Below are 26,136 nucleotides of genomic sequence, written 5' to 3' on the forward strand. Positions count from 1 at the left end.
CGTGAGCAGAGCCTAAGCAGAGCCTAAGCGCCGCCCATGCGCGGCCTCCCGGGCCGACGCCTTATTCCTCGGCGATCGACGCGTTGGTGTACACGTCCTGGACATCGTCCAGGTTTTCGAGGGCGTCGAGCAGCTTTTGCATCTTCACGGCGTCGTCGCCCGTGAATTCGACCTCGTTTTGCGGCTTCATGGTGACTTCGGCCATTTCCGCCTTGAAGCCTGCTGCTTCGAGCGCGGTCTTGACCTTCGTGAAGTCGAACGGCGGGCAGACCACTTCGATCGAGCCGTCTTCGTTCGTCACGACGTCGTCGGCGCCGGCTTCGAGCGCGGCGTTCATGAGTTCGTCCTCGGGCGTGCCCGGCGCGAACACGAACTGGCCGACGTGATCGAACATGAACGCAACGGAGCCGTCCGTGCCCATGTTGCCGCCGAACTTCGAGAACGCGTGGCGTACTTCCGCGACCGTGCGGGTGCGGTTGTCGGTCATCGTGTCGACGATGACGGCCGCGCCGCCGATGCCGTAGCCTTCGTAGCGGATTTCCTCGTAGTTCGCGCCGTCGACGCCGCCCACGCCGCGCTGGATGGCGCGGTTGATGTTGTCCTTGGGCATGTTGGCGTCGTACGCCTTGTCGACGGCCAGACGCAGGCGCGGGTTCGTGTCGGCGTCGCCGCCGCCCATGCGCGCCGCGACCTGGATTTCCTTGATGAGCCGCGTCCAGACCTTGCCGCGCTTCGCGTCAGCAGCAGCCTTCTTGTGCTTGATGTTGGCCCATTTCGAATGACCCGCCATACCTTTCTCCGTCTCACGCGCCGTGCGCGTGCAGTGTGCAATGTGCTGTTGTCGCTGCGATGTTCCCGGGCGCGGTCTTCGTGCGTCGTTCGCGCGGCGCGCGTGATGCTTCGCGCGCCTCTCGCCTCTCTCGCACTTCTCGCGTAAAGCCTGTGCGGCAAGATGTGCCGGCAGGACGGGACGCAGCGCCCGTTCAGGTGGATCTGAATTTTATCACGCCGGGACCGTCCGGCTTCGCCTGCCTACGTGACGGGGCATCAGGCGATGGCAGGTTGCGCCGGCCGCGCAGGGTACATAGGGGGCGGGATCGGGATGTCCGCAGAAGGCAGGGAGGGGGTGAGGGCGGCCAGTCCCGCCGGCCGCCCCGATGCAACGGTGGTGCCGGTCTTAGTTCTTCGTGCCGAACAGCCGGTCGCCTGCGTCGCCGAGGCCCGGAATGATGTAGGCGTGCTCGTTCAGATGCGAGTCGAGCGAAGCCACGTAGAGTTTCACGTCCGGGTGCGCCTTCTGGAACACGTCCACGCCCTCGGGCGCGGCCACCAGTGCAAGGAACAGGATGCGCTCGCCGGGCACGCCGCGGCGCTTGAGCACGTCGATCGCGTGCGCCGCCGAGTAGCCGGTCGCGACCATCGGATCGCACAGGATGAAGGTGCGGTCCTCGAGGTCGGGCAGGCGCACGAGATATTCGACCGGGCGATGGTCGTCGGCGCGATACACGCCGATATGGCCGACGCGCGCGGAGGGCACCAGCTCGAGCAGGCCGTCGGACATGCCCACGCCCGCACGCAGCACCGGCACGATGGCGAGCTTCTTGCCCGCAATCACGGGCGCGTCGACTTCGACGAGCGGCGTCTTCACGCGGCGCGATGCGACGGGCAGGTCGCGCGTGATTTCATAGCCCATCAGCAGCGTGATCTCGCGCAGCAACTCGCGGAACGTGCGCGTGGACGTGTCCTTGTCGCGCATATGCGTGAGCTTGTGCTGGATCAGCGGGTGATCGAGGATGAAGAGATTCGGGAAACGGCTGTCCTGTTTCATGGCGGGGCGCACAAGGCTGCAAGGGAATCGGGGAATCGGTCGTGCCGCTGCCGCGCGAGCCCGGCGCTGCGCGCCCGGGCTGTACGGTTGCGGCGAGCACGGCCCGCCGCGCGCGGCAAGCGCTCGTGGCTTGCGAAGGCGCCGGGCCGCGCTACAGCCGCAAGTATACGGTAAGCACGCGCGTACCGGCGCGCGCATGGCGCGTTGCGACGCCACTTCGCGCACGGCTGACGGGCTTCGCCGCCATCGGCCTTCCACGCGCCGCGCCCGATTCTTCTAGAATCCCAAAAAGGTCGCGGGGCGGGGCGGCGCAAGGTCTGGCCGTGTCCGCCCTGTCACAGGACGGTCATCCACGCAAAAAGGACACGAAAACAATGGACATGGGCATCGCAGGACGCAACGCACTGGTGTGCGCGGCCAGCAAGGGACTGGGGCGCGGCTGCGCCGAGGCGCTCGCCGCCGAAGGCGTCAACGTGACGATCGTCGCGCGCACCGCGCAGACACTGGAGGAAACCGCCGCGCATATCCGCAAGAGCACGGGCGTGGACGTGAAGGCCGTGGCTTGCGACATCACCACGGAAGCGGGCCGCGCCGCCGCGCTCGCCGCCTGCCCGTCGCCCGACATTCTCGTGAACAACGCGGGCGGCCCGCCGCCGGGCGACTTCCGCACGTACACGCACGAGGCGTGGATCGCGGCGCTCGAAGCGAACATGCTCACGCCGATCGCGCTGATCCAGTCCACTATCGACGCCATGATCGCGCGCGGCTTCGGGCGCATCGTCAACATCACGAGCTCCTCGGTGAAGGCGCCGATCGACGTGCTCGGCCTCTCGAACGGCGCGCGCTCGGGCCTGACGGGCTTCGTCGCGGGCGTGGCGCGCCAGGTCGCCGCCACTGGCGTCACGATCAACAACTTGCTGCCCGGCGCATTCGACACCGACCGCATTCAGGCCACCATCGTCGCGCAGGCGAAGGCGAGCCATATTTCGGAAGAAGAAGCGCGTGCGCGCCGCATGAAGGCAATTCCGGCCGGACGTTTCGGTACGTCCGACGAATTCGGGCGCGCCTGCGCGTTCCTGTGCAGCGTGCACGCGGGCTATATCACCGGGCAAAACTGGCTGATCGACGGCGGGGCTTATCCGGGCACCTACTGAGTCAGCTTCCGGGCAGCCGCGGCGCCCTCGCGCCGCGTCACCACACGCATTACGACTATCAAGCACGCAACCCATACGTCAAGGAGACCTACGCCATGCCAACCCGCGTCGCACTGATCGCGCACGACCACAAGAAGGACGACATCGTCAAACTCGCGAGCGAGTACGTCGAGACGCTGCGCCACTGCGAGATCATCGCGACCGGCACGACCGGCTCGCGCATCGAGGCCGCGACGGGCATCAACGTCGAGCGCATGCTGTCGGGCCCGCACGGCGGCGACCTGCAGATCGGCGCGCGGCTTGCGGAAGGCAACGTCGACATCGTGATTTTCCTGCGCGACCCGATGACGCCGCAGCCGCACGAACCCGACATCAACGCGCTCGTGCGCGCGTGCGACGTGCACGACGTGCCGTGCGCGACGAATATCTCGACGGCGCGCATGCTCCTCGACGTGCTCACGCTGCGCCAGAAAAACGCGGCCTGATTTGTGGTCTGATTCGCGGTCCGACCCGCGCGGGCGCGACGCGCCATGCAGGTGGAAAACAGCTAGCCAGGACAACACCAAGGAGACGTGATGACCAAGGCAATCCGATACGACAAAGCCGGCGGCCCCGAAGTAATGAAGTGGGTGGACGTCGACGTGGGCGAGCCGGGCGAGGGCGAGGTGCGTTTGCGCCAGAGCGCGTGCGGCCTCAATTACATCGACGTGTATTTCCGCACCGGGCTTTATCCACAGCCGCTGCCGGCCGGCCTCGGCATGGAGGCGGCCGGCGAGGTGACGGCGGTGGGACAAGGCGTGAGCGCGCTGAAGGTGGGCGACCGCGTGGCGTACGTCGCGCGCCCGCCCGGCGCCTACGCTCAGGAGCGCGTGCTGCGCGCCGACCAGGTGATCAAGCTGCCCGACGCGATCAGCGATGAAGCGGCGGCCTCGATCATGCTCCAGGGCCTCACGGCGCAATACCTGCTGCGCCGCACGTATCGCGTGAAGGCCGGCGACACGATCCTCATCCAGGCAGCGGCGGGCGGCGTGGGTCTGCTCGTGTGCCAGTGGGCGAAGGCGCTGGGTGCGACCGTGATCGGCACCGTGGGCTCGGACGAAAAGGCCGAGATCGCGAAGGCGCACGGCTGCGACCATCCGATTGTCTACACGCGCGAGGACTTCACGGCACGCGTGCGCGAGATCACGAACGGCGCGGGCGTGCCCGTGGTGTACGACTCGATCGGCAAGGACACCTACACGAAATCGCTCGATTGCCTCGCGCCGCTCGGCTTGTTCGTGAGCTTCGGCAATGCGTCGGGCCCGCTGCCGCCGATCGATTCGTCGGAGTTCGCGGGGCGCGGCTCGTTGTTCTTCACGCGCCCGACGCTCTTCACGTATATCGCGAAGCGCGCCGACTACGAAGCGATGTCCGCCGAACTGTTCGACGTGGTCGCTTCGGGCAAGGTCAAGACGTCGATCAACCAGCGCTATGCGCTCAAGGACGTCGGCCAGGCACACGCCGATCTCGAAGCGCGCAAGACTACGGGGTCGACTGTCCTGATCCCGTGACGTAAAAATTGATGCACTGTTGCGTCGCTTGGCGCGAGCCATCGGCGCCCGCGTATTGACTCGACCATTTACGTTCCTTTTCGCTTCATTACGCCGTCACCACGACCCAAAAGGCGCGCAACGCCCATGTTGCGCGCCTTTTTTCTTTCCGCGCCCCCCGCGTTTACGCGTTTTTTATACGCGCGCCAAAACCTTTGATCCGGATTTAATGCCGTAGCGGGTAACTTTCAGCCATCCGTCATCCGCGAATGGAGAACACGACAATGGATGTGCTGTATATCGGGGGGCTGGTGGTTTTCGCCGCGCTCACATACGCGTTGATCGCGGGCTGCGAGAAGCTGATGCAGTACCGCCGCGATCAAGGTGCGAAGGGGGTGCGCCCATGACCTGGATCTTCTGGCTATCGGGGGCGGCAACGCTGTTGCTGTTCGTTTATCTCGTCCATGCGCTGCTGCGCGCGGAGGATATCGAATGAACGGCAACACTCTGCTCCAGGCGGGGCTTTTCATCGTCATCCTCCTCGCGCTCGCGGTGCCTGTCTCGGGCTACATGACGCGCGTGCTCGACGGGCGCTCGCGCGTCGTGCGCCTGTTCGCGCCACTCGAAAACCTGCTCTATCGCGTAGCCGGCGTCGACCCGCAGTCCGAGATGAACTGGAAGCGTTATGCGCTCGCCACCATCTCGTTCAACGTGCTCGGCGTGGGCTTTCTTTATGTGCTGCTGCGCATTCAGGGCTGGCTGCCTGGCAACCCGCAGCAGTTCGGCCCGATGACGGTGGACGGCGCGTTCAACACGGCCGTGAGCTTCGTCACCAACACCAACTGGCAGGACTACTCGCCCGAGCAGACCGTGAGCTATCTCACGCAGATGCTCGGTCTCACCGTGCAGAACTTCCTTTCTGCAGCGACGGGCATCGTCGTCGTGATTGCGTTGATTCGCGGCTTTTCACGCCACTCGATGCAGACCATCGGCAACTTCTGGGTCGACCTCACGCGCACGACGCTCTACATCCTCGTGCCGATGGCGGCGATCGTCGCCGCGCTCCTGATGAGCCAGGGCATGATCCAGAACTTCAAGGCGTATCAGGACGTGCCGGTGCTGCAAACCACGACCTACGCCGCGCCGAAGCTCGACGCCCAGGGCAACCCGGTGAAAGACGCGAAGGGCAATCCTGAAACGGTCGACACGAAGGTCACGTCGCAAACGCTCGCCATGGGCCCGGTCGCCTCGCAGGTCGCGATCAAGATGCTCGGCACCAACGGCGGCGGCTTCTTCAATGCGAACTCGGCGCATCCGTACGAGAACCCCACGCCGGTCTCGAACGTCATCGAAATGTTGGCGATCCTGATCATTCCGGCTGCGCTGTGTCTCGTGTTCGGCAACGTGGTCGGCGACCGCAGGCAGGGCGTGGCCGTGCTCGCGGTGATGACGGTCGCGTTCGCCGTGGCCGTGGGCGGCGTGTTGTCCGCCGAGCAGGCGGGCAATCCGATGTTCACGTCGCTCAACGTCGACCAGCACGCAAGCGCGCTGCAGGCGGGCGGCAACATGGAAGGCAAGGAAACGCGCTTTGGCATCGCGCAAACGGGCATCTTCGTCGTCGCCACCACGGCCGCCTCGTGCGGCGCCGTGAACGCGGCGCACGATTCGCTCACGCCGCTCGGCGGCCTCGTCCCGATGCTCTTCATCCAGCTTGGCGAGGTGATCTTCGGCGGTGTCGGTTCGGGTCTCTACGGCATGCTCGTGTTCGCGCTGCTCGCGGTGTTCGTGGCGGGGCTCATGATCGGCCGCACGCCGGAATACGTCGGCAAGAAGATCGAGTCGTTCGAGATGAAGATGGTGTCGATCGTCGTGCTGCTCACGCCGTTGCTCGTGCTGCTCGGCACCTCGATCGCCGTGCTCTCGGAGGCGGGCAAGGCCGGTATCGCCAATCCGGGCGCGCATGGTTTCTCCGAGATCCTGTATGCGTTCAGCTCGGCGGCCAACAACAACGGCAGCGCATTCGCCGGCCTGACCGTGAGCACGCCGTTCTACAACTGGCTGCTCGCGATTGCGATGTGGTTCGGCCGCTTCGGCACGATCATCCCGGTGCTCGCCATCGCGGGGTCGCTGGCGAGCAAGAAGCGCATTGCGGTGACGGGCGGCACGCTGCCCACGCATGGCCCGCTCTTCGTCGTGCTGCTGCTCGGCACGGTGCTGCTGGTCGGCGCGCTCACGTATGTGCCCGCGCTCGCGCTCGGTCCCGGCGTCGAGCATCTGATCATGATGGGCGTGCATTGAACGGGGGCCTTCGCAACATGAGCGAAACGAAAATGAATCAGCATAGTGCAACTCGGTCCATGTTCGATCCGGCGCTGGTGCGCCCGGCTATCGTGGACTCGTTCAGAAAACTCAATCCGCGCACGCAGTTGCGCAACCCGGTGATGTTCTGCGTGTACGTGGGCAGCGTGCTCACGACGATCCTCTGGATTGCGGCGCTCGTGGGCCAGGCCGAGGCGCCCGCGGGGTTCATCCTCGCGGTCGCGCTCTGGCTGTGGTTCACAGTGCTGTTCGCGAACTTCGCGGAAGCGCTCGCCGAAGGGCGTTCGAAGGCGCAGGCCGCATCGCTGCGCCAGGCCAAGAAAGACGTGATGGCCAAGAAGCTCAACGAGCCGCATCCGAAGGCGCCGATCCGCATCATGACGGCTTCCGACCTGCGCCGCGGCGACGTGGTGCTGGTCGAGACCGGCGACACGATTCCCGCAGACGGCGAAGTGATCGAAGGCGTGGCATCGGTGGACGAATCGGCCATTACGGGCGAATCGGCGCCGGTGATCCGCGAGTCGGGCGGCGACTTTTCTTCGGTGACGGGCGGCACGCGCGTGCTCTCCGACTGGATCGTCGTGCGCGTGACGGCGAACCCCGGCGAAGCCTTCCTCGACCGCATGATCGCGATGGTCGAAGGCGCGAAGCGCCAGAAGACGCCCAACGAAATCGCGCTCACGATCCTGCTCGTCGCACTGAGCATCGTGCTGCTGCTTGCCACCGCGACGCTCTTGCCGTTCTCGATGTTCTCGGTCGAAGCGGCGAAGATGGGCCACGTGGTCACGATCACGGCGCTCGTGGCGCTGCTTGTCTGCCTGATTCCGACGACCATCGGCGGCCTGCTTTCCGCAATTGGCGTGGCCGGCATGAGCCGCATGATGCAGGCCAACGTGATCGCGACGTCGGGCCGCGCGGTGGAAGCCGCCGGCGACGTGGACGTGCTGCTGCTCGACAAGACCGGCACGATCACGCTCGGCAACCGTCAGGCGTCGATGTTCATTCCCGCGCCGGGCGTGAGCGAAGAAGCGCTCGCGGACGCCGCACAACTGTCGTCGCTCGCCGACGAAACGCCGGAAGGCCGCAGCATCGTCGTGCTCGCGAAGCAGCGCTTCAACATTCGCCAGCGCGACATGCACGCGCTGCACGCCGTGTTCCTCGCCTTCAGCGCACAAACGCGCATGAGCGGCGTGGACATACCGGGCCGCGAGATACGCAAGGGCGCCGCCGACGCGGTGAAGCATTACGTCGAAGCCCAAGGCGGCCGTTTCCCCGGCGAAGTCGATCACGCAGTGGACGATGTGGCGCGCCGCGGCAGCACGCCGCTCGTGGTGGCCGAAACGCACGACGGCATAGCACGCGTGCTCGGCGTGATCGAGCTGAAGGACGTGGTGAAGGGCGGCATCAAGGAGCGTTTCGCCGAGCTGCGCAAGATGGGCATCAAGACTGTGATGGTGACGGGCGACAACCGCCTGACCGCCGCCGCGATCGCCGCCGAAGCCGGTGTCGACGACTTCCTCGCACAGGCCACGCCCGAAACCAAGCTCGCGACGATCCGCGAACACCAGGCGCAAGGCAAGCTCGTGGCAATGACGGGCGACGGCACCAACGACGCCCCGGCGCTCGCGCAGGCCGACGTGGCCGTGGCGATGAACACGGGCACCCAGGCCGCGAAGGAAGCGGGCAACATGGTCGATCTCGATTCGAACCCGACCAAGCTCATCGAGATCGTGGAGATCGGCAAGCAGATGCTCATGACGCGCGGCTCGCTCACGACCTTCTCGATCGCCAACGACGTTGCGAAGTACTTCGCGATCATCCCGGCGGCGTTCGCTTCGACGTATCCGCAACTGCGCGTGCTCGACGTCATGCACCTCACGTCGCCCTCGTCGGCGATCCTCTCGGCGGTGATCTTCAACGCGCTCATCATCGTGATGCTGATTCCGCTCGCGCTCAAGGGCGTGAAGTACCGGCCGCTCGGCGCGGCGACGCTGTTGCGCCGCAATCTGCTGGTCTACGGCCTCGGCGGCATCCTGCTGCCGTTCCCGTGCATCAAGCTGATCGACATGGCGCTTGCCGCATTCGGCTGGGTTTGAGCCGTCTGGATAGACACGGATAGATACATAGGAAGCCAAAATGAAATCGCAGTTTCGTCCTCTGATCGTGATCTTCGCCGTGCTGACGGTCATCACCGGCCTCGTGTATCCGGCCGTGATGACCGCATTCGGCCAGGCCGCGTTCCACCGTCAGGCTAACGGCAGTCTGGTCGAAGTCGACGGCAAGGTGGTGGGCAGCGCGCTCATCGGCCAGCAGTTCGATGCGCCCCAGTACTTCTGGGGCCGTCTCTCGGCCACCTCGCCGATGCCGTACAACGCGACGGGTTCGGGCGCCTCGAACCTCGGGCCGACCAACCCGGCGCTCGCCGACGAGATCAAAGGCCGCATCGACGCCTTGAAGGCAGCGGGCACCGATGTCGCGCAGCCCATACCCGCCGACCTCGTGACGTCATCGGGCAGCGGCCTCGACCCGGAGATCTCGCCGGCAGCCGCCGCGTACCAGGTGGCGCGCGTGGCGCAGGCGCGCCACCTGAGCGCGAACGACGTCCAGGCGCTCGTGGACCGCTACACGAAGGGCCGTCAGTTCGGCCTGTTCGGCGAGGCGCGCGTGAACGTGCTCGAGCTGAACCTCGCGCTCGACGGCAAAGAGGTTGGCTGAGCGACCATTGCCACGCCGCAACGCACGCTCGACGCCTTGCGCGTCGGGCGTGCGGTTTGCCATTTCCGCGCCACGGTGAGACGATCTTTTGTGCCCCAGGTGCAATCCACGTGAATTCCATTCCGGCTTCCGCATGAACCGCCCCGATCCCGACGAACTGCTCGACCGCCTGCAGCGCGACGAAGAAAAACGCCGCCGCGGCAAGCTGAAGATTTTTTTCGGCGCGTCGGCGGGCGTCGGCAAGACCTATGCAATGCTGCAGGCTGCGCGCCGCCGCGCCGAGGAGGGCGTGGATGTGGTGGTCGGCATCGTCGAGACGCATGGCCGCAGCGAGACCGCCGCGCTCACCGCCGGCCTCGACGTCATGCCGCGTCAGCGCATTGCCTATCGCGGGCGTCTGCTCGAAGAATTCGATCTCGACGCCGCGCTCGAGCGCAAGCCGCAACTCGTGCTCGTCGACGAACTCGCGCATTCGAACGTGGCCGGCGCGCGTCACATGAAGCGCTGGCAGGACGTGTACGAGCTGCTCGACGCGGGCATCGACGTCTACACGACCGTCAATGTGCAGCACCTCGAAAGCCTCAACGACGTGGTGGGGCAGATCACCGGCATTCGCGTGTGGGAGACCGTGCCCGACCGCGTGTTCGATCGCGCCGACGAAGTCACGCTCGTCGACCTGCCTGCCGAAGAACTGCTCGACCGCATGCGCGACGGCAAGGTCTACATGCCGGCGCAGGCCGAGCGCGCGGTGCGCAACTTCTTTCGCAAGGGCAACCTGATTGCGCTGCGCGAGCTGGCGCTGCGCCGCACGGCCGACCGCGTGGACGCGCAGATGCGCGAGTATCGCGCCGACCGCTCGATCCAGCATGTCTGGCAGGCGCGCGAGCGGCTGGTCGTCTGCGTGGGGCCGGGGCCCGAGGCGAACGCGCTGGTGCGCGCCGCCGCGCGTCTCGCCGCGAGCCTGAAGGCCGACTGGATCGCCGTATATGTGGAGACGCCGAAGCTCCAGCGCCTGCCCGATGCGACGCGTGAGCGTACGCTCGGCGCGCTCAAGCTCGCCTCCGAACTCGGCGCCGAAACGGCGACACTCGCGGGCGAGGACGCCGCGACGACACTCGTCGGCTACGCGCGGCTGCGCAACGTGTCGAAGCTCGTAGCGGGCGGCTCGTTGCGCACGGGCTTTTCGCGCTGGGTGAAGCGCCCGTTCGGCGAGCGCCTGGCCGAAAAAGCCGGCGACGTCGATCTCACGCTCGTGCGCGCTAGTGCGGGCGACGCGGTGCGCCCGGGCAGCGAGGCAGGCGCGGTCAGCGCCGCAACACGCGCCGCCAACGCATGGCGTGAGGCGCTCGCGGCGGGCGGGGCGGAGCGCTCGCCGCCGCGCGCGTACGCGGCCGCGCTCGTGATCTGCGCATGCGTGACGCTCATCGCGAGCCAGCTGATCGACCGCATCGACCTCGCGAATCTCGTCATGCTGTATCTGCTCGGCGTGATCTTCGCGGCGACGAAGCTCGGGCGCGGGCCGGGTGTCATGCTCTCGTTTGCGAGCGTCGCGGCGTACGACTTTTTCTTCGTGCCGCCGCGCATGTCGTTTTCGGTGACGGACACGCAATATCTGCTGACCTTCGTCGGCATGCTGCTCACTTCGCTCGTCATCAGCCATCTCACGTCGAGCCTGCGCCGCGAGGCGAGCGTCGCGCAGCGGCGCGAGCAGCGCACGGGTGCGATGTACGCGATGGCGCGCGAGCTGGCCGCGGCGCTCACCACGGAGCAGATTGTGGCGATCGGCAGCCGTCACGTGAGCGAGGTGTTCGGCGCGCGCGTGGCGCTGCTGTTGCCCGATAGCGCCGACAAGGTGCAGCAGAAGATCGAAGAGCCCGATCCGAAGATCATGCTCGACGCCGAAAACCTCGACATCGACGTGGGCCAGTGGGTGTACGACCAGCAAAAGCCAGCAGGCCACGGCACCGATACGCTGCCGGCCACGGCTGCGCGCTACTTGCCGCTCAAGGCGCCAATGCGCACGCGCGGCGTGCTCGCGGTCGTGACGCGCGACGCGCGCGAGCTCCAGGTGCCCGAGCAGCAGCGCATGCTCGACGCGTTCGCCGCGCAAATCGCGCTCGCGCTCGAGCGCGTGCACTACGTGGACATCGCGCGCGACGCGCTCGTCAACATGGAGTCGGAGCGCCTGCGCAACTCGCTGCTCTCGGCCATTTCGCACGACCTGCGCACGCCGCTCACGGCGATCGTCGGCTTCTCGTCGATGCTCGCGCAAACGCATGAGCCCGAGGAGGCGCAAGACCCCCGCTCGGGCGAGTTGATCGAGGCGATTCACGACGAGGCGCTGCGCATGACGGGCATCGTCACGAACCTGCTCGACATGGCGCGCCTGCAGGCCGGCAGCCTCAAGCTCAATCGACAATGGACGTTGCTCGAGGAAACCGTGGGCGCGGCGCTCGCCGCTTGCCGCCGCGTGCTTGCGCGGCACCCGGTCCAGGTGAAGCTGGAGGAGGGCTTGCCGCTGCTCCAGCTCGACGCCGTGCTGATGGAGCGGCTCTTTTCGAACCTGCTGGAGAACGCGGCCAAGTACACGCCCGCCGACACGCCGCTCACCATCGCGGCGCGCCGCGTGGAGGAGGGCGGCCAGCCGTTCGTGCGCGTTGCCATCGAGGACAACGGGCCGGGTTTGCCGCCCGGCATGGGCGAGCGCGTGTTCGAGAAGTTCACGCGTGGCGAGAAGGAGTCGGCCAAGCCCGGCATCGGGCTCGGACTCGCCATCTGCCGGGCGATCGTCGAAGCGCACGGGGGTACAATCGGCGCGGCTAATCGCGTCGCGGCCGACGGCCATGTGGAAGGCGCGACGTTCTGGTTTGCGCTGCCCGTGGAGTCGCCGCCGCCGCTGCCCGCCGATGTGAACGATACGTCGGAGATGCATGAAGCGCTCGATCCGCTGGAGCCGCTTGAGCCGTCCGGCGACGCGCAACGCGCGAGCGCGACTGAACCCGTCAGCGGCGAATCGGCCCCACGGATGGCCGTCCCACGGATGGCCGCCCCACGGATGGCCGCCCCCGAAAAAACCTTCGATCCCAAACCCGCAAATGAGTGACCCGAGCATTGCCGTTGTTCTGATCGAAGACGAAAAACAGATTCGCCGATTCGTGCGCGCCACGCTCGAGGGCGAGGGCTTCGTGGTGCACGACGCCGAGACCGGCAAGCAGGGCCTCGTCGAGGCCGCCACGCGCAAGCCCGACCTCGTGATCGTCGATCTGGGCCTGCCCGACACCGACGGCCTCGACGTGATCCGCGAGCTGCGCGGCTGGAGCGATCTGCCCGTCATCGTGCTTTCGGCGCGCACCCAGGAAAGCGAGAAGGTGGCCGCACTCGACGCTGGCGCCGACGACTACCTGACCAAGCCGTTCGGCGTGTCCGAGTTGCTGGCGCGCATCCGGGCGCAACTGCGCAGGCGCAACCGCGGCGGGGCGAACGAAGCGCCGCAGGTGAGCTTCGGCGCGGTGAACGTCGACCTCGCGCTGCGCCAGGTGACGCGCGAAGGCGCGCCCGTGCATCTCACGCCTATCGAGTACCGCCTGCTCGCTACGCTCGTGCGCGACGCCGGGCGCGTGCTGACGCACCGGCAGCTTTTGCGCGAGGTATGGGGGCCGTCGCATGTGGAGAGCAGCCACTACCTGCGGATCTATATGGCGCATCTGCGGCAGAAATTGGAGCGCGATCCCGCGCAGCCCGAGCACATCGTCACGGAGACAGGCGTGGGGTATCGGCTGGTCGGCGTGCAGTGAGCCTGCACCGCGCTGGTGCTATAATTACACTTCTGTAAGGACGGCCTTGCAGTTTATTTGGTCATCGGGGACGGCCCCATTTTTGAATGGAGCGTCCCCATGTCCTGGTTTCTTCTTCTCATCGCTGGCCTGCTCGAAGTGGCGTGGGCCGCCGGTCTCAAATCTTCCGAAGGATTCACGCGGCTCTGGCCGTCGGTGTTCACCGTGGTCACGGCGCTGGGCAGCTTCGTGCTGCTCGCCATGGCCATGCGTCAATTGCCGCTCGGCACCGCCTATGCGGTGTGGACGGGCATTGGCGCGGTCGGCGCGTTCGTGTTCGGCATCGTCATGATGGGGGAGGCCGTGAGCGCCGCGCGTGTGGCGAGCGCCGCGCTGATCGTGCTTGGCCTCATCGGTCTCAAGCTTTCTTCGGCGGCTTGATCCAATTCGCTATGCATACCGCGGCTCCGACCGAGTGCCGCGGCCGCGCAACACCGCTGCGGCACCGCAGCGAGCGTGGCTATAATGGAACGGTCATAACCCGATAACACTCCGCGCCGCATCAGCGGCGAGCGCGTGCGCACAGCGCCTGCTCTCCCGTTTCGCGCGTGGAGCGCCGGCGCCCCGGCCGCGCCGCGCGAGGAGGCAGCCATGCTGGAACCACTTTCGCTAGCAGCGGGCCTGTCCTGGGGCAGCGGCCTGCGCCTCTACCTTACGGTGCTGATGGCCGGCGTACTGCAACGTCTTGGCCTGATTCACCTCCCCGACACGCTTGCCGTGCTCGCTTCGCCATGGGTGATCGGCATCGCCGCCGCGCTCACGGTGCTCGAATTCCTCGCCGACAAGATCCCCGCGTTCGACTCGCTCTGGGACGCGGTGCATACCTTCATCCGCATTCCGGCCGGGGCCGTGCTGGCGGCCGGCGCGCTCGGCCACGCCGATCCGGCACTGTTGACCGTCGCCGCGCTGGCGGGCGGCACGCTCGCAGGCACGGCGCATCTCGCCAAGGCGGGCACGCGCGCGCTCATCAATCTTTCTCCCGAGCCGGTGTCGAACGTCGTCACGTCGAGCGCCGAGGACGGCATGACCTTCGTAGGCGTGCTGCTCGCGTTCTTCGTGCCGCTGCTCTTCCTCGTCATGCTCGTGGCCTTTCTCGTGCTCGCGGCATGGGCGCTGCCGCGCCTGTGGCGCGGCGTGCAAGGCGGTTTTCGCGGCATGGCGACGCACATGGTTTCGCGTCTTTCGTTGCGGGGTCGTCACGATTGAGCGGCGGCGCGCCTTCTTCTTCTAACGCAAAGCCGCCGCGCAGCGAAGGCGGCCCGGGCTTTGTGCAGGCTGATCCGCCGGGCGCAACCGGCGGTGGCCAGGGCGGTCGTGGGCCCGTGGCCGTGCGTACGACCCCAAGCTGGTCCGATCTCGTGCATCTTGCCGCGCGCATGACGGCACGCGATTGGCGCGCGGGCGAACTGACCATGCTGCTGCTCGCGCTCGTGCTTGCCGTGGCGGCGCTCGCAAGCGTCGGCTTTCTCGCTGACCGCCTGCAGCGCGGTCTCGAACGCGACGCCCGGCGCATGATCGCCGCCGATTTCATCGTGCGCGCCGATCACCCCGTCGATCCGATGTTTGCGCGCGAGGCGCAGTCGCTCTCGCTGCGCACGGCGACCACGGCGATCTTTCCGAGCATGGTGGGTTCGTGGGCCGGCGCTTCCGCCGCTCCTGGCGCAACGGCCACGCGCCTTGCCGCCATCAAAGCCGTGTCGGCGGACTATCCGCTGCGCGGTGCGCTGCGCATCGCCGCGGCGCCGGGCGCGCCCGATCATGCGGCGCAGGGCATTCCGCCACCCGGCACCGTCTGGGTGGACGACGAACTGCTCGAAGCGCTCAAGCTGCATATTGGCGACACGGTGAAGGTCGGCACGCGCACTTTCACCGTGAACGCGCTCATTACCAAAGAACTCGACCGTGGCTTTTCCTTCGTGAACTTCTCGCCGCGCCTCATGATGCGCGCGGACGAAGTCGCGTCGACGGGGCTGCTCGGCTATGGCAGCCGCGTGACCTATCGCCTGCTCGTGGCGGGCGCCGATCCGGCCGTCGCGCAGTTCGCGTCCTGGTCGCGCGCACGCGTGGATGGCGGGAAGATGCGCGGCGTCGCGCTCGAATCGCTCCAGGACGGCCAGCCGCAGGTGCGCGAGACGCTCGACCGCGCGCGCCACTTCCTCACGCTCGTTTCGTTGCTCACGGCGCTGCTCGCGGCCGTGGCGATCGCGATGGCCGCGCATCGCTACACGCGCCGCCATCTCGACGCGTGCGCCGCGATGCGCTGCCTCGGCGCGAGTCAACGCACGCTGCGCACGCTCTTCGTGCTGGAGTTCGCGGGGCTCGGGCTCGCGGGCGGTGCGGCAGGCGTCGCGCTCGGCTACGCGGGCCATCTCGCGCTGCTGGCGTGGCTCGGCAATCTCATCGATGTCGTGCTGCCGCAGCCCGGGCCGCTGCCCGTGCTCGAAGGCATCGCCGCGGGCCTCGTGTTGCTGCTCGGCTTCGCGCTGCCGCCGCTCTTGCCGCTCACGCGCGTGCCGCCGGTGCGCGTGCTGCGCCGCGAGTGGGGCGACGAAGGGCGCGCCGCATGGGCGGCGTATGGCGTCGGCATTGCGCTCTTTGCGGGGCTGCTCGTGATCGCGGCGGGGGAGTTGAAGCTGGGCGGCATCGTCGCGGGCGGCTTCGCGATCGGACTGCTCGTGTTCGCCTGCGTGGCGCGCGCGGCGCTCTGGTGTGCGGCGCGCGTGGCGCGCAGCGGGCGACTGTCCGGCCAGGCGCGCGCGGGCGTGGGCTGGCGCTATGCGCTCGCGTCGCTCGAACGGCGGCCGGGCGCAAGCGCGCTGCAGATCACGGCGCTCGCCATCGGCCTCATGTGCCTGTTGCTGATCGCGATGACGCGCAACGACCTCGTCGATGGCTGGCGCAAGTCCACGCCGCCGGACGCACCCAACGAGTTCCTCATCGACATCCAGCCCGACCAGCGCGACGCCGTGGCGGCCTGGCTGCGCACGCATGGCATTGCCGGGGCCAACGACAGCGATCTCCAGCCGATGGTGCGCGGGCGTCTCATCTCGATCAACGGCAAGCCGGTGAATCCCGACTCGTACAAGAGCGAGGATGCGCGCCGCCTGGTGGATCGCGAGTTCAATCTCTCGTACACGACGAAGCTGCCCGACGACAACCGCATCGAGGCGGGCACCTGGTATGGCGATTCGGGCACACCGCAGCTTTCGATCGAGCAGGGTCTCGCGAAGCTCATCAACGTGAAGCCCGGCGACGTGCTCAAGTTCGATGTGACCGGCCTCGAAGTCACGGCGCCCGTGACGAGCGTGCGCAAGCTCGACTGGGGCTCGTTCAAGGTCAACTTCTTCGTGCTGATGCCGCCCGGGCTGTTGCGCGATTTTCCGGCGACCTACATCACGAGCTTTCACCTGCCGCCTGGGCAGCGCGAGGTCGTGGACGGTCTCGTCGCGCGCTATCCCAACGTCACCGCGATCGACATCGCGCCGATTCTCGCGCAGATCGAGCGCGTGCTCGAGCAGGTGATCGGCGCGGTGCAGTTCCTCTTTCTCTTTACGCTCGCCGCCGGCGTGCTGGTGCTCTACGCGGCGCTCGCGGGCACGCGCGACGAGCGCATGCGCGAGTCGGCGCTGCTGCGCGCGCTCGGGGCATCGCACCAGCAGGTGCGCGCGGTGCAAGTGGCCGAATTCATCTCCGTGGGGGCGCTCGCGGGGCTCTTGGCGGCGATCGGCGCGCAGGCGATCGGCTCGGTGCTCGCCACGCACGTGTTTCTGTTCTATCTCCCGTTCGATCCGTGGCTCTTCCCGGCCGGCATCGCAGCTGGCGTGGTGTGCGCAGGCGTGGGCGGGTGGATCAGCCTGCGGCACGTGCTCGCGCGGCCGGCGCTGCAGTCGCTGCGCGACGCCTGAGGCGCGAGGCGACAACCCGCCGCCACGCGCCGCTATGCGAGAATTGTTGGTTTCCGGCAGTGTGTTGCCGTCCCTCTTTTTGTTCTGATTCAACCGTATGACCGATCCAGCCGACGAAGCGCCGCAGAAACCCACGGCCTTCGAACTCGTCGGCGGCGAGGCGCGCGTGCGCGAGCTCGTCGACCGTTTTTATGACCTGATGGACCTCGAGGCCGACTTTGCGGGCATTCGCGCGATGCACCCGCAAACGCTCGACGGTTCGCGCGACAAGCTGTTCTGGTTCCTCTGCGGCTGGCTTGGCGGCCCGGACCATTACATCGAGCGCTTCGGTCATCCGCGTTTGCGCGCGCGCCATTTGCCGTTCGCGATCGCCTCGTCCGAGCGCGATCAGTGGCTGCGCTGCATGGCGTGGGCGATGGAAGACGTGGGCCTGCCGGAGCCGCTGCGCGAGCGCCTGCTGCACTCGTTCTTCGATACCGCCGACTGGATGCGCAATCACCCGGGTTGATTCGCCGCGCCCGATTGTGCTGGTCCGTGGGCCGGTACAGTCAGGCGCTGGCGCGTCGCGGCCGTCCAGCGGGGTGTTTCACGAGGCGGCCATAATGCCCCTTTGGATCGCGGCCGCCTTTGCGCGGCCAGCCGTCAGCAAAACAAGGAGACACCCACGATGACGACCACCCGCGCGCTCTTTCGCGAAGACGCCTATCTCACGCAGTGCGAAGCGACCGTGCTTGCCGTTGGCGAGGACGGCGTGCGGCTCGACCAGACCGTGTTCTATCCGCTCGGCGGCGGCCAGGCTGGCGACGCCGGCGCGCTGGTGCTCGCCGACGGCACGCGCATCGAGATTGCCGACACCCGCAAGGCGAAGTTCGAAGGCGCGACGCCCGACGACGCGCTGCACGTTCCCGCGCCCGGCCAGGAAGCGCTGCTCGCGCGCCTCGCCGCCGGAGAGCGCGTGCGCGCCGAGATCGACTGGGCGCGCCGCCACCGGCACATGCGCCTGCATACGGCGAGCCATCTGATGTGCGCGGTGCTGCCGTACCCCGTGGACGGCTGCAGCATCACGACCGACTATGCGCGCCTCGATTTCGCCACGGTCGAGCCGATCGAGCGCGACATGGTGGAGGCGCGGCTTGCCGAACTCGTGTCGGGCGCGCATGCGGTGGCGACCGAATGGATCACCGACGAAGAGATGGCGCAACGCCCCGAACTCGTGCGCACGATGAGCGTGAAGCCGCCGATGGGCTTGGGCCGTGTGCGGCTCTTGCGCATCGAGAGCGTGGACTTGCAGCCTTGCGGCGGCACACACGTGCGCAACACGCAGGAGATCGGCGCGCTGCGTGTGGCGAAGCTCGAAAAGAAGAGCGCGCGTACGCGGCGTCTCGTGCTGGAACTGGCGTAATGCATCTCGACGCGCGAGCGCGCGAGGTGCTCGACTTCTGGTTCGGCGCCCCGGGTTCGGAGGCGTTCGGCCGCGAGCGGAAGATGTGGTTCCGCAAGAATGCGGCGTTCGACGCGAAGCTGCGCGAACGCTTCGGCGCGCTGCTCGACGCCGCCTGCGCGGGCGAACTCGACGCATGGTGCGAAACACCCGAAGGCGCGCTCGCGCTCGTGATCGTGCTCGACCAGTTTTCGCGCAACTGCCATCGCGGCACGCCGCACGCGTTCTCCGCGGACGACAAGGCGCTCGGCATTGCGCGTGCGATGGTGGAGAGCGGCGCGGATCTGCGCCTGCCCACGCTGCAGCACCGCTCGTTCGCCTATCTGCCGTTCGAGCATGCCGAAAGCGCCGAAGCGCAGCGCGAATCGCTGCGGCTTTTCGGCGAGCTGGCGAAAGATCCAGAAGGGCAGGGCTACTACGATTACGCAGTGCGCCACGCGAACGTCATCGAGCGCTTTGGGCGCTTTCCCCATCGCAATGCGCAACTGGGCCGCGTGTCCACCGACGAAGAGACCGCGTTCCTGCGCGAGCGCGGTTCGTCGTTCTAGCTGAGTCCGGCGCTCGGCTTCAGCGCCCGCCGCTCACGTCGAGCAGGGCGCCCGTGACGTAAGACGCAGCGTCGCTCAGCAACCACACGATCGTTTGCGCGACTTCGTCGGCGCTTCCGGGCCGGCCGAGCGGCGTTTGCGCGCCGAGCACGGCGGCGCGATCCGGGCGACCGCCGCTCGCGTGGATCTCGGTGTCGATGAGGCCCGGGCGCACGGCGTTCACGCGCACGCCTTGCGGGCCGAGTTCCTTGGCCAGTCCAATTGTCATCGTGTCGACCGCGCCCTTCGACGACGCATAGTCGACATATTCATTGGGCGAGCCCAGCCGCGCGGCAGCAGAAGAAACGTTGACGATCGCGCCGCCGTCGCCGCCGCGATCCTTCGACATGCGCCGCGCCGCTTCACGTGCGCACAGAAACGCGCCATACACGTTCACGTCGAACATGCGCTTCAGGCGCTCGGCGCTCATGTCGGCGACCTGGCTGCCCGGCGCCACGATGCCTGCGTTGTTCACGAGCGCATCGATACGGCCGTAGGCCGATTCGAGCGCGTCGAACATCGCGATGACGTCCGCCTCGTTCGCCACGTCGCCGCGCAGCACGCGCGCGTGGCCGCCTGCGCGGCCCACTTCGGCGGCGGTTTCGTCGGCGGCCGGTTCGTTGTGCAGATAGTTGACGCCCACGGTCCAGCCGTGCGCGCCAAGCAGACGCGCCGTCGCGCGGCCAATGCCGCGGCTTGCGCCAGTGATCAGGACAACCTTGCTCATTGCGACGGACTCATCGTAGTGACTGCGGTTTGTCGAGGGAACAGAAGCGTGCGGCTAGATCAAACGTTCTCGCGCAAGTCCGCCCACTTGTCCTTCTCGGGCGCGTGGTAGCGCTGAAGCTTGGCGATCAGCGCCGCGGGGTCGCTATCGGTTTGCAGCATGTCGCGGTAGGTCTGGCGCATGAAGCCTTCGCGCACCGTGTGGTCGAGCAGCGACATCAGCGGATCGTAAAAGCCGCCGATGTTCAGCACGCCCACCGGCTTGCGGTGATAGCCGAGCTGCGCCCACGTGTAGACCTCGAACAGCTCTTCGAGCGTGCCCGCGCCGCCCGGCATCGCGACGAACGCGTCCGAGAGGTCGGCCATCATTTTCTTGCGATGGTGCATGTCGGGCACGACGTGCAGCTCGGTGAGGCCCGCGTGGCCCACTTCCTTGTCCACCAGCAGCTCGGGAATCACGCCAATGGCGCGGCCGCCGCCCGCCATCACGGTGTCGGCGATCACGCCCATCAATCCGACCTTGCCGCCGCCATAGACGAGCGCGAGGTTCGCGGCGACGAGCGCGCGGCCAAAGGCCTGGGCGGCTTCGGTATAAATCGGGTTGGCTCCGGGTGAGGAGCCGCAATACACGCAGACTGCTTTCATTCGGCTTTGGCCTTTATTCGCGGTTGTCCTTGGCGGCGCCCGCGCCTTCGCGCGGCGGCAGGTAGTCGTAGAACTCGCGCTTCGGGAGCTTGCCCGAGACGAGATCGTCGAACAGCTCGCGCGCGCGGCCGCGCAGATACGGCGCCATCAGCGAGACGATCTGCACGCTCACCTGGTGCAACTCGTCGCGAATCGCTTCCTGGTCGTTGTACTTGCGCGGGTTCATCACGAACTGGTACGACAGCCAGTAGGTGGCGATCACACCAATGTTGGTCGAGATCACGTCGATCTCGGCGGGCGTGGCGACCATGTCGCCGTCTTCCACGAGCTGCTCGCAGAACTGCTTCGCGAAGTGCACCTTGTGGCTGATGATCTGCTTGAAATGCATCTCCAGCGTGCGGTTGCGCGCGAGCAGGTCGTTCAGGTCGCGATAGAGAAAGCGGTAGCGCCACGTGAAGTCCACCATGTACTGCAAGTACGCCCACATCTCGTCGATGGTGGCGCGATGGTCTTCGGGAAAGCGCAGACGCTTTTCGATCTCCTGCTCGAACTGGCTGAAGATGCTGTTGATGATGTCGTCTTTGTTGCGGAAGTGGTAGTACAGGTTGCCTGGACTGATCTCCATTTCCTCGGCGATGGTCGTCGTGGTGACGTTCGGCTCGCCGATTTCATTGAACAGTTTCAACGACAACTCGAGAATCCGTTCACGTGTACGGCGGGGAGGTTTGGCATCCATGTCGTCCGGCCCTGAAAATGCTGTGCCGGGCGCGAGGCGCCCGCTTGTATATTGCGGTGCGCGCGGCCCGGACGTGGTTGGTCGTTATAAGACTGTCGTTCGATTATAAACCGACGGCCCGCGCGCACCGACAGCTTGCGCCTGTCAAGAGCGTGGGGCAGAGGCGGGGCCCCGCTACACGGGGGTGTTCGGGCACTAGAGTACGCCGATTCCGTGCAGCAGCAGGGGCCCGAAGCGGGGTACGAGGATCAGCCCCCAGGTCAGCACGCAGAGCAGCAAGGCGAGCGTGACGGCCGCGCTGCCCAGGTCCTTGGCGCGGCCCGAAAGCTCGTTGCGCTCGAGGCCGATGCGGTCGACGGCGTTTTCGATGCTCGAATTGAGCAGCTCGACGATCAGCACCAGGATCACCGAGCCGAGCAGCAGCACACGCTCGACCGGCTCGACCGGAATGAACACGCCGATGGGCACGAGAATGGCCGCGAGCGTGAGCTCCTGGCGAAACGCGCTTTCCTCGCGGATGGCGGCGCGAAAGCCCTTGATCGAGTACTTGAGCGCTTTCCATGCGCGGGTAATGCCACGGTTGCCCTTGTACGGATTGAAGGGCAGTGGAGCGAGCGGATCGTCGGGGCCGAGCGGTTCGTGGAGGTGCGGCGGCTCGGGTGGCTCCGGTGGGGCTGCGCGTGGCGCGACAGGAGCGGCGTGCTCGCTTACCGATGCGGTTTGCGGCTCGACGCCGGGTGCGGCCGCTGGATTAGCGGCAGAAGCCGGCGCGCGCGGATCGAGCGCTTCGGCGGTACGCGCGGCACGCGTCGAGCCGCCCGCACTCTGGCGGGCTGGCGGATTGGGATTGTGTGCGCCCTGGGCGCTATGCGGCGGTGACGGAGGACGGGGCGTCATGGTGGTGCCAGGTAGTACCCCAGTATCGCACGCGTGAGAGGCGGTTGCGCCGGGGTCGTCCGTCTCCCCGGCGTGCTCGCGGACAATCGATGCGCGGACCATGGCCGGCCTCGTGCTCAGGCGGCAGCGCTGGAAGGCTCCATCGTCGCGCGCGAGCGCGGCTTGAGATGCGCCGCGAATTGCTCCGAAGCCGCACGCCACGAGAAGCGCTCGGCCCAGGCGCGCGCCTCGGCGCGATCGATCTTCAACGCTTCGAGACACGCTTCGCGCAGGTCGTCGTTCATCGAGCCCGCGCCGCCCGTGCCGAGCACGTCGATCGGGCCCGTCACCGGGTAGGCGGCCACCGGCGTGCCGCAGGCGAGCGCTTCGAGCAGCACGAGGCCGAAGGTGTCGGTGCGGCTCGGGAACACGAAGACGTCGGCGGCGGCGTAGACCTTCGCAAGCTCGGGCTGGCTCAGGACACCCAGGTAATTCGCCTGGGGATAGCGCGACTTCAGCTCGGCGAGCGCCGGACCTTCGCCGCACACCCATTTCGAGCCTGGCAGATCGAGCTTGAGAAACGCCTCGACGTTCTTTTCCACGGCTACGCGGCCCACATAGAGGAAGATGGGGCGCGCCGTGTTGAGCACCTTCGACTCCATCGGCCGGAAGATGTCGAGGTCCACGCCGCGCGTCCACAGCACGACGTTCGTGAAGCCGAACTTCTCGAGGTCGGTCTTGACGACGGGCGTGGGCGCCATGACCGCGAGCGAAGGCTTGTGGAACCAGCGCAGGAAACGGTACGTCAAGGACAGCGGTACGCCGAAGCGCGCCTGCACGTACTCGGGAAAGCGCGTGTGATAAGCGGTCGTGAAAGGCAGGTCGTGGTCGATCGCGTAGCGGCGCGCGGCGAGTCCGAGCGGACCTTCGGTTGCGATGTGGATGGCATCGGGGCCGAATGCGCGAATGCGGTCCCGCAGATGTCGCTTCGGAAACAGCGAGAGCTTGATTTCCGGGTACGTGGGGCAGGGTATCGTGCGGAACTCCAGCGGCGTGAGCAGTTCGACCTGATGTCCGAGCGCGATGAGTTCGCGTGTCGTGTTTTTCAGCGTTCGAACCACGCCGTTTACCTGCGGCTCCCATGCATCGGTCACGATCATTACTTTCATTGGTCGTCGGCCCTCTCGGCGTTACGTAGTGCGGTTATGGCTGCAGTTGCGTAGCGGTAGTCGTTTCTCAAACGGCGCTCACGCGCGCCTTGCGCGTCGAGACCTGCGCTTCCGGTGCGCGCTTCACGGTCCAGTAGACGATGCGCAACTCGCCCTCGAACGTCTCGACGAGCGCGGAAAGGCTTTCCACCCAGTCGCCGTCGTTGCAGTACAGAATGCCGTCGATGTCGCGGATCTCGGCCTTGTGGATGTGGCCGCAAACCACGCCGTCGCAGCCGCGGCGGCGCGCCTCGTCGGTCATCACGCGCTCGAACGAGGAGATGAAGTTCACCGCGTTCTTCACCTGATGCTTGAGGTACTGCGAGAGCGACCAGTACTGGAAGCCGAGCTTCGCGCGCACGCGGTTGAACCAGCGGTTGAGCAGAAGGATCAGCGTATAGGCCGAGTCGCCGAGATAGGCGAGCCACTTGGCGTGCTGGATCACACCGTCGAAGAGATCGCCGTGCACGACCCAGAGGCGTTTGCCGGCAAGCGTCGTGTGAAAGGCTTCCTCGCGCACGTGGATGTCACCGAACGCGAGATTGCAGAACTGGCGCGCGCTCTCGTCGTGGTTGCCCGGAATGTAGATGACCTGGGTGCCCTTGCGCGCCTTGCGCAGCACCTTTTGCACGACGTCGTTGTGCGCCTGCGGCCAGTACCAGCCCTTCTTCAACTGCCATCCGTCGATGATGTCGCCCACGAGGTACAGATACTCCGACTCGTTGTGGCGCAGAAAGTCGAGCAGATACGAGGCCTGGCAGCCGCCTGTGCCGAGATGGATATCGGACAGCCAGATCGTGCGGTAGCGGGTGGGGTCGGGGTGATCGTCGTCGTGGGAGCCGCTGCTGGAGGCGTCGTCGAACGAAGCGGGCGGCAGGGGCGGGGCGGGAAAGGTGGCTCCGCCGGGGGACGGGTGGAACGTGGCGGAATCGGTGCCTCGTCCGGTGGTCTGCCGGAACAGGGTGGTCGCTGACGTCTTTTGGGCCATGGCGCGCGCGGCAGGTTGGAATACGCGCATTGCGCCATGCCGCCGTGACGGCAACATGACAGTCACGAGAAGGTCTCGTTACGCAGTCCCAGGTGGTGCCATGCCCACGCTTTTCCGGCGCGAGGGAGAAGGTGATGCGGCTGCTACGCCGACGTGCGTTGTCGCGCAATTGCGACAATGCGCGTGCCCGCAATGCGGTCGTGAAGGAACTGCCGGTCGTGGGAGAAGCGGGCGCTGGCGGCCCAGAGCGCGAACCAGACGGCTTCGAGAGCGAGCGTGTGCGGAACGGAAAGACTGAGCAGGGGATGCAGCACGAGCGGCGGCAGGAACCACAGCCACGCGGCGAGGTAGCGCAATGCGGCTCGCGCGAGCGTGGGCGGCTGGCCGTCCGGGCCGATCACACGCAGGCGCCAGGTCTTCATCGGCAGTGTTTGCCCGCCTTTGTGCCAGAAGCCGACGAAGTACACGCCGGTCACGGAGATGATCCAGGCCGCCATCGCGTTGTGATGCGTGTAGCCGTTGCGCTGCTGCATGACGAGGCTGAACGCGAGTCCGGCGGCAAAGACGACGCCGAAAAGCAGCACGCTCTCGTAGACGAATGCGGCGAGGCGGCGGCGAATCGAAACAGGCGCGGGTTCAACGGGGAAGACGACGGCGGACGGCAGGGCGGCGGCTTGGGCGCTTTCGGACACGATGGCGTCGGTTCGGGGACGGGACGCCCAAGCATAACCTCGAAAACGCGCGCGACGAAATGGTCGGAACGCTGCGGCGGGGTTAACGAGGGGGCGTGAGCGCCGGTGGAGGCTTCAGGAGCCCTTGAACGCCGCGGGTGCTTCGGCGGGTGAGACGGGAATCGGCGTGGCCGGCACGAAGCTGCCGGCGGCGGGAATGCCCGACGCAAACGACGAAGCTGCCGGCGGCTCGCTCGGCGTGCCAGGCGCCGTGGGCGCGAGACCTGAACCCGTGCTGCTCGCGCCGCCCGCGCCCGATGCACCCGTGACGCCGGCGGGAGCATGCGGCAAGCCGCCATGATCGCGCTCGTTGACGAGGCGCTGAATATCACGAATCTCGCTCTTGTTGCCGCTCGGCGGGGCGCTCACGACGGTGGGCCGGCGCTTGTGCTCGCTCGCGGCAAGGCGTTCTTTCTGCTCTTCGGGGAGCTGCTGGTAAGCCTTCCAGGCGCGCTGGCGCGCCTGCGCCGGCAATTCCTTGGACACCTGGTAGTTTTCGCGCGCGACGCGCCGTTGCTCCGGCGTCATGCCAACCCATTCCGCCATGCGTTCATGCAGGCGCTTTTGTGCTTCAGCTGACATCTTCGGATAACGTGCTGCGATCTTCAGCCATTTGCGTTTTCGCTCGTCGCTGAAGCGATCCCATTCAACAGCGAACGGTGCGAGAGCGACGTGCTGCGCTTCACTGAGGCGCGCCCACGCGAGCGGGTCGGACTGGCCGCCAGGCGCCGGCGCGAACGCGGTCGCAATCGGATTGTCGGCCGAGGGCGCTTTCACTTGCGCGGCCGCGCCAGCGGTGATTTCGCCAGTCGGCTCGGGGTGAAAGCGCGGGTAGGTCGCCACATACGACACGACTGCCGCGACCACAGATCCAATGACAACGGCCAGGCCGCGCTTGTAACTCACCCCGTCGGT

General features: G+C 66.9%; 26 protein-coding genes. 16 read left to right on the forward strand and 10 right to left on the reverse strand.

Annotated elements, in window-relative coordinates:
* Positions 1-61 precede the first annotated feature (61 nt).
* A complete protein-coding gene (locus tag U5A65_RS24935) occupies positions 62-790 on the reverse strand; it encodes a YebC/PmpR family DNA-binding transcriptional regulator (protein WP_112174299.1) in 729 nt (242 codons plus the stop codon).
* Between the two features lie 387 nt (positions 791-1,177).
* Positions 1,178-1,828: a uracil phosphoribosyltransferase gene (gene upp, locus U5A65_RS24940; RefSeq protein WP_158757360.1), complete on the reverse strand. Its 651-nt coding sequence runs from the start codon at positions 1,826-1,828 to the stop codon at positions 1,178-1,180.
* A 374-nt stretch (positions 1,829-2,202) separates the two neighbouring features.
* Here upp and U5A65_RS24945 point away from each other — a divergent pair, with 374 nt between their 5' ends.
* The 16 genes from U5A65_RS24945 to U5A65_RS25020 all read left to right on the forward strand — a co-directional run bounded on the left by U5A65_RS24945 (position 2,203) and on the right by U5A65_RS25020 (position 19,272).
* The gene (locus U5A65_RS24945; RefSeq protein WP_321936832.1) at positions 2,203-2,982 is read left to right on the forward strand and encodes an SDR family oxidoreductase; all 780 of its coding nucleotides are present in this window, start codon (positions 2,203-2,205) and stop codon (positions 2,980-2,982) included.
* Positions 2,983-3,077: 95 nt separating this feature from the next.
* Entirely contained in the window at positions 3,078-3,467 is a 390-nt protein-coding gene (locus U5A65_RS24950; protein WP_321914694.1) for a methylglyoxal synthase, read from the forward strand.
* 90 nt (positions 3,468-3,557) lie between these two features.
* Positions 3,558-4,532 (forward strand): quinone oxidoreductase, encoded by a 975-nt coding sequence (locus U5A65_RS24955; RefSeq protein ID WP_321914693.1) that lies wholly within the window; start codon positions 3,558-3,560, stop codon positions 4,530-4,532.
* 263 nt (positions 4,533-4,795) lie between these two features.
* On the forward strand, positions 4,796-4,918 hold the full coding sequence (locus U5A65_RS24960; protein ID WP_069265305.1) for a potassium ABC transporter ATPase: 123 nt from the start codon (positions 4,796-4,798) through the stop codon (positions 4,916-4,918).
* Positions 4,915-5,007: a K(+)-transporting ATPase subunit F gene (kdpF, locus tag U5A65_RS24965; RefSeq protein ID WP_027819619.1), complete on the forward strand. Its 93-nt coding sequence runs from the start codon at positions 4,915-4,917 to the stop codon at positions 5,005-5,007. The genes U5A65_RS24960 and kdpF overlap by 4 nt, the downstream gene beginning before the upstream one ends.
* A complete protein-coding gene (gene kdpA, locus U5A65_RS24970) occupies positions 5,004-6,809 on the forward strand; it encodes a potassium-transporting ATPase subunit KdpA (RefSeq protein WP_321947940.1) in 1,806 nt (601 codons plus the stop codon). Before kdpF ends, kdpA begins: the two co-directional genes overlap by 4 nt.
* A 32-nt stretch (positions 6,810-6,841) precedes the next feature.
* Positions 6,842-8,926 carry a potassium-transporting ATPase subunit KdpB gene (gene kdpB / locus U5A65_RS24975; RefSeq protein ID WP_321947942.1) on the forward strand — a complete coding sequence of 695 codons (2,085 nt, stop codon included), beginning with the start codon at positions 6,842-6,844 and terminating at the stop codon, positions 8,924-8,926.
* Positions 8,927-8,966: 40 nt separating this feature from the next.
* Complete coding sequence (gene kdpC / locus U5A65_RS24980; protein WP_321947944.1) at positions 8,967-9,545, forward strand: potassium-transporting ATPase subunit KdpC; 579 nt, start codon at positions 8,967-8,969, stop codon at positions 9,543-9,545.
* A gap of 133 nt (positions 9,546-9,678) precedes the next feature.
* Positions 9,679-12,648, forward strand: coding sequence for a sensor histidine kinase KdpD (locus tag U5A65_RS24985; protein WP_321947946.1), 2,970 nt, complete (start codon positions 9,679-9,681; stop codon positions 12,646-12,648).
* Positions 12,641-13,339: a two-component system response regulator KdpE gene (kdpE, locus tag U5A65_RS24990; RefSeq protein WP_321914688.1), complete on the forward strand. Its 699-nt coding sequence runs from the start codon at positions 12,641-12,643 to the stop codon at positions 13,337-13,339. The genes U5A65_RS24985 and kdpE overlap by 8 nt, the downstream gene beginning before the upstream one ends.
* Before the next feature lie 99 nt (positions 13,340-13,438).
* Positions 13,439-13,759, forward strand: a complete 321-nt coding sequence (gene sugE, locus U5A65_RS24995) for a quaternary ammonium compound efflux SMR transporter SugE (RefSeq protein WP_254319094.1) — start codon at positions 13,439-13,441, stop codon at positions 13,757-13,759.
* Positions 13,760-13,969: 210 nt separating this feature from the next.
* The gene (locus U5A65_RS25000; RefSeq protein WP_042272294.1) at positions 13,970-14,584 is read left to right on the forward strand and encodes a DUF4126 domain-containing protein; all 615 of its coding nucleotides are present in this window, start codon (positions 13,970-13,972) and stop codon (positions 14,582-14,584) included.
* 170 nt (positions 14,585-14,754) lie between these two features.
* Positions 14,755-17,283: an ABC transporter permease gene (locus U5A65_RS25005; RefSeq protein WP_321947990.1), complete on the forward strand. Its 2,529-nt coding sequence runs from the start codon at positions 14,755-14,757 to the stop codon at positions 17,281-17,283.
* 97 nt (positions 17,284-17,380) lie between these two features.
* Positions 17,381-17,791 (forward strand): group II truncated hemoglobin, encoded by a 411-nt coding sequence (locus U5A65_RS25010; RefSeq protein WP_158757369.1) that lies wholly within the window; start codon positions 17,381-17,383, stop codon positions 17,789-17,791.
* 159 nt (positions 17,792-17,950) lie between these two features.
* The gene (locus tag U5A65_RS25015; protein WP_321914687.1) at positions 17,951-18,685 is read left to right on the forward strand and encodes an alanyl-tRNA editing protein; all 735 of its coding nucleotides are present in this window, start codon (positions 17,951-17,953) and stop codon (positions 18,683-18,685) included.
* Positions 18,685-19,272: a DUF924 family protein gene (locus tag U5A65_RS25020; RefSeq protein WP_321947948.1), complete on the forward strand. Its 588-nt coding sequence runs from the start codon at positions 18,685-18,687 to the stop codon at positions 19,270-19,272. Before U5A65_RS25015 ends, U5A65_RS25020 begins: the two co-directional genes overlap by 1 nt.
* Before the next feature lie 19 nt (positions 19,273-19,291).
* On the opposite strand, the gene U5A65_RS25025 is transcribed toward U5A65_RS25020, so the two are convergent.
* The 8 genes from U5A65_RS25025 to U5A65_RS25060 form a co-directional block, all read right to left on the reverse strand.
* Positions 19,292-20,038: an SDR family oxidoreductase gene (locus tag U5A65_RS25025; protein WP_321914685.1), complete on the reverse strand. Its 747-nt coding sequence runs from the start codon at positions 20,036-20,038 to the stop codon at positions 19,292-19,294.
* Positions 20,039-20,097: 59 nt separating this feature from the next.
* Positions 20,098-20,682 (reverse strand): TIGR00730 family Rossman fold protein, encoded by a 585-nt coding sequence (locus U5A65_RS25030; protein WP_321914684.1) that lies wholly within the window; start codon positions 20,680-20,682, stop codon positions 20,098-20,100.
* Positions 20,683-20,695: 13 nt separating this feature from the next.
* Positions 20,696-21,418, reverse strand: coding sequence for a TetR/AcrR family transcriptional regulator (locus tag U5A65_RS25035; protein WP_158757374.1), 723 nt, complete (start codon positions 21,416-21,418; stop codon positions 20,696-20,698).
* A 195-nt stretch (positions 21,419-21,613) separates the two neighbouring features.
* Positions 21,614-22,315, reverse strand: coding sequence for a diacylglycerol kinase (locus U5A65_RS25040; protein ID WP_321947950.1), 702 nt, complete (start codon positions 22,313-22,315; stop codon positions 21,614-21,616).
* 116 nt (positions 22,316-22,431) lie between these two features.
* The gene (locus U5A65_RS25045) at positions 22,432-23,463 is read right to left on the reverse strand and encodes a glycosyltransferase family 1 protein (protein ID WP_321914682.1); all 1,032 of its coding nucleotides are present in this window, start codon (positions 23,461-23,463) and stop codon (positions 22,432-22,434) included.
* Positions 23,464-23,530: 67 nt separating this feature from the next.
* Positions 23,531-24,490 (reverse strand): UDP-2,3-diacylglucosamine diphosphatase, encoded by a 960-nt coding sequence (locus tag U5A65_RS25050; protein ID WP_321914681.1) that lies wholly within the window; start codon positions 24,488-24,490, stop codon positions 23,531-23,533.
* Between the two features lie 143 nt (positions 24,491-24,633).
* A complete protein-coding gene (locus tag U5A65_RS25055) occupies positions 24,634-25,182 on the reverse strand; it encodes an RDD family protein (RefSeq protein ID WP_415765547.1) in 549 nt (182 codons plus the stop codon).
* 114 nt (positions 25,183-25,296) lie between these two features.
* Entirely contained in the window at positions 25,297-26,127 is an 831-nt protein-coding gene (locus tag U5A65_RS25060) for a DUF3106 domain-containing protein (protein WP_321947952.1), read from the reverse strand.
* Positions 26,128-26,136: the final 9 nt, after the last annotated feature.

It is taken from the genome of Paraburkholderia sp. J10-1 (assembly GCF_905220165.1).
GTDB lineage: Bacteria > Pseudomonadota > Gammaproteobacteria > Burkholderiales > Burkholderiaceae > Paraburkholderia.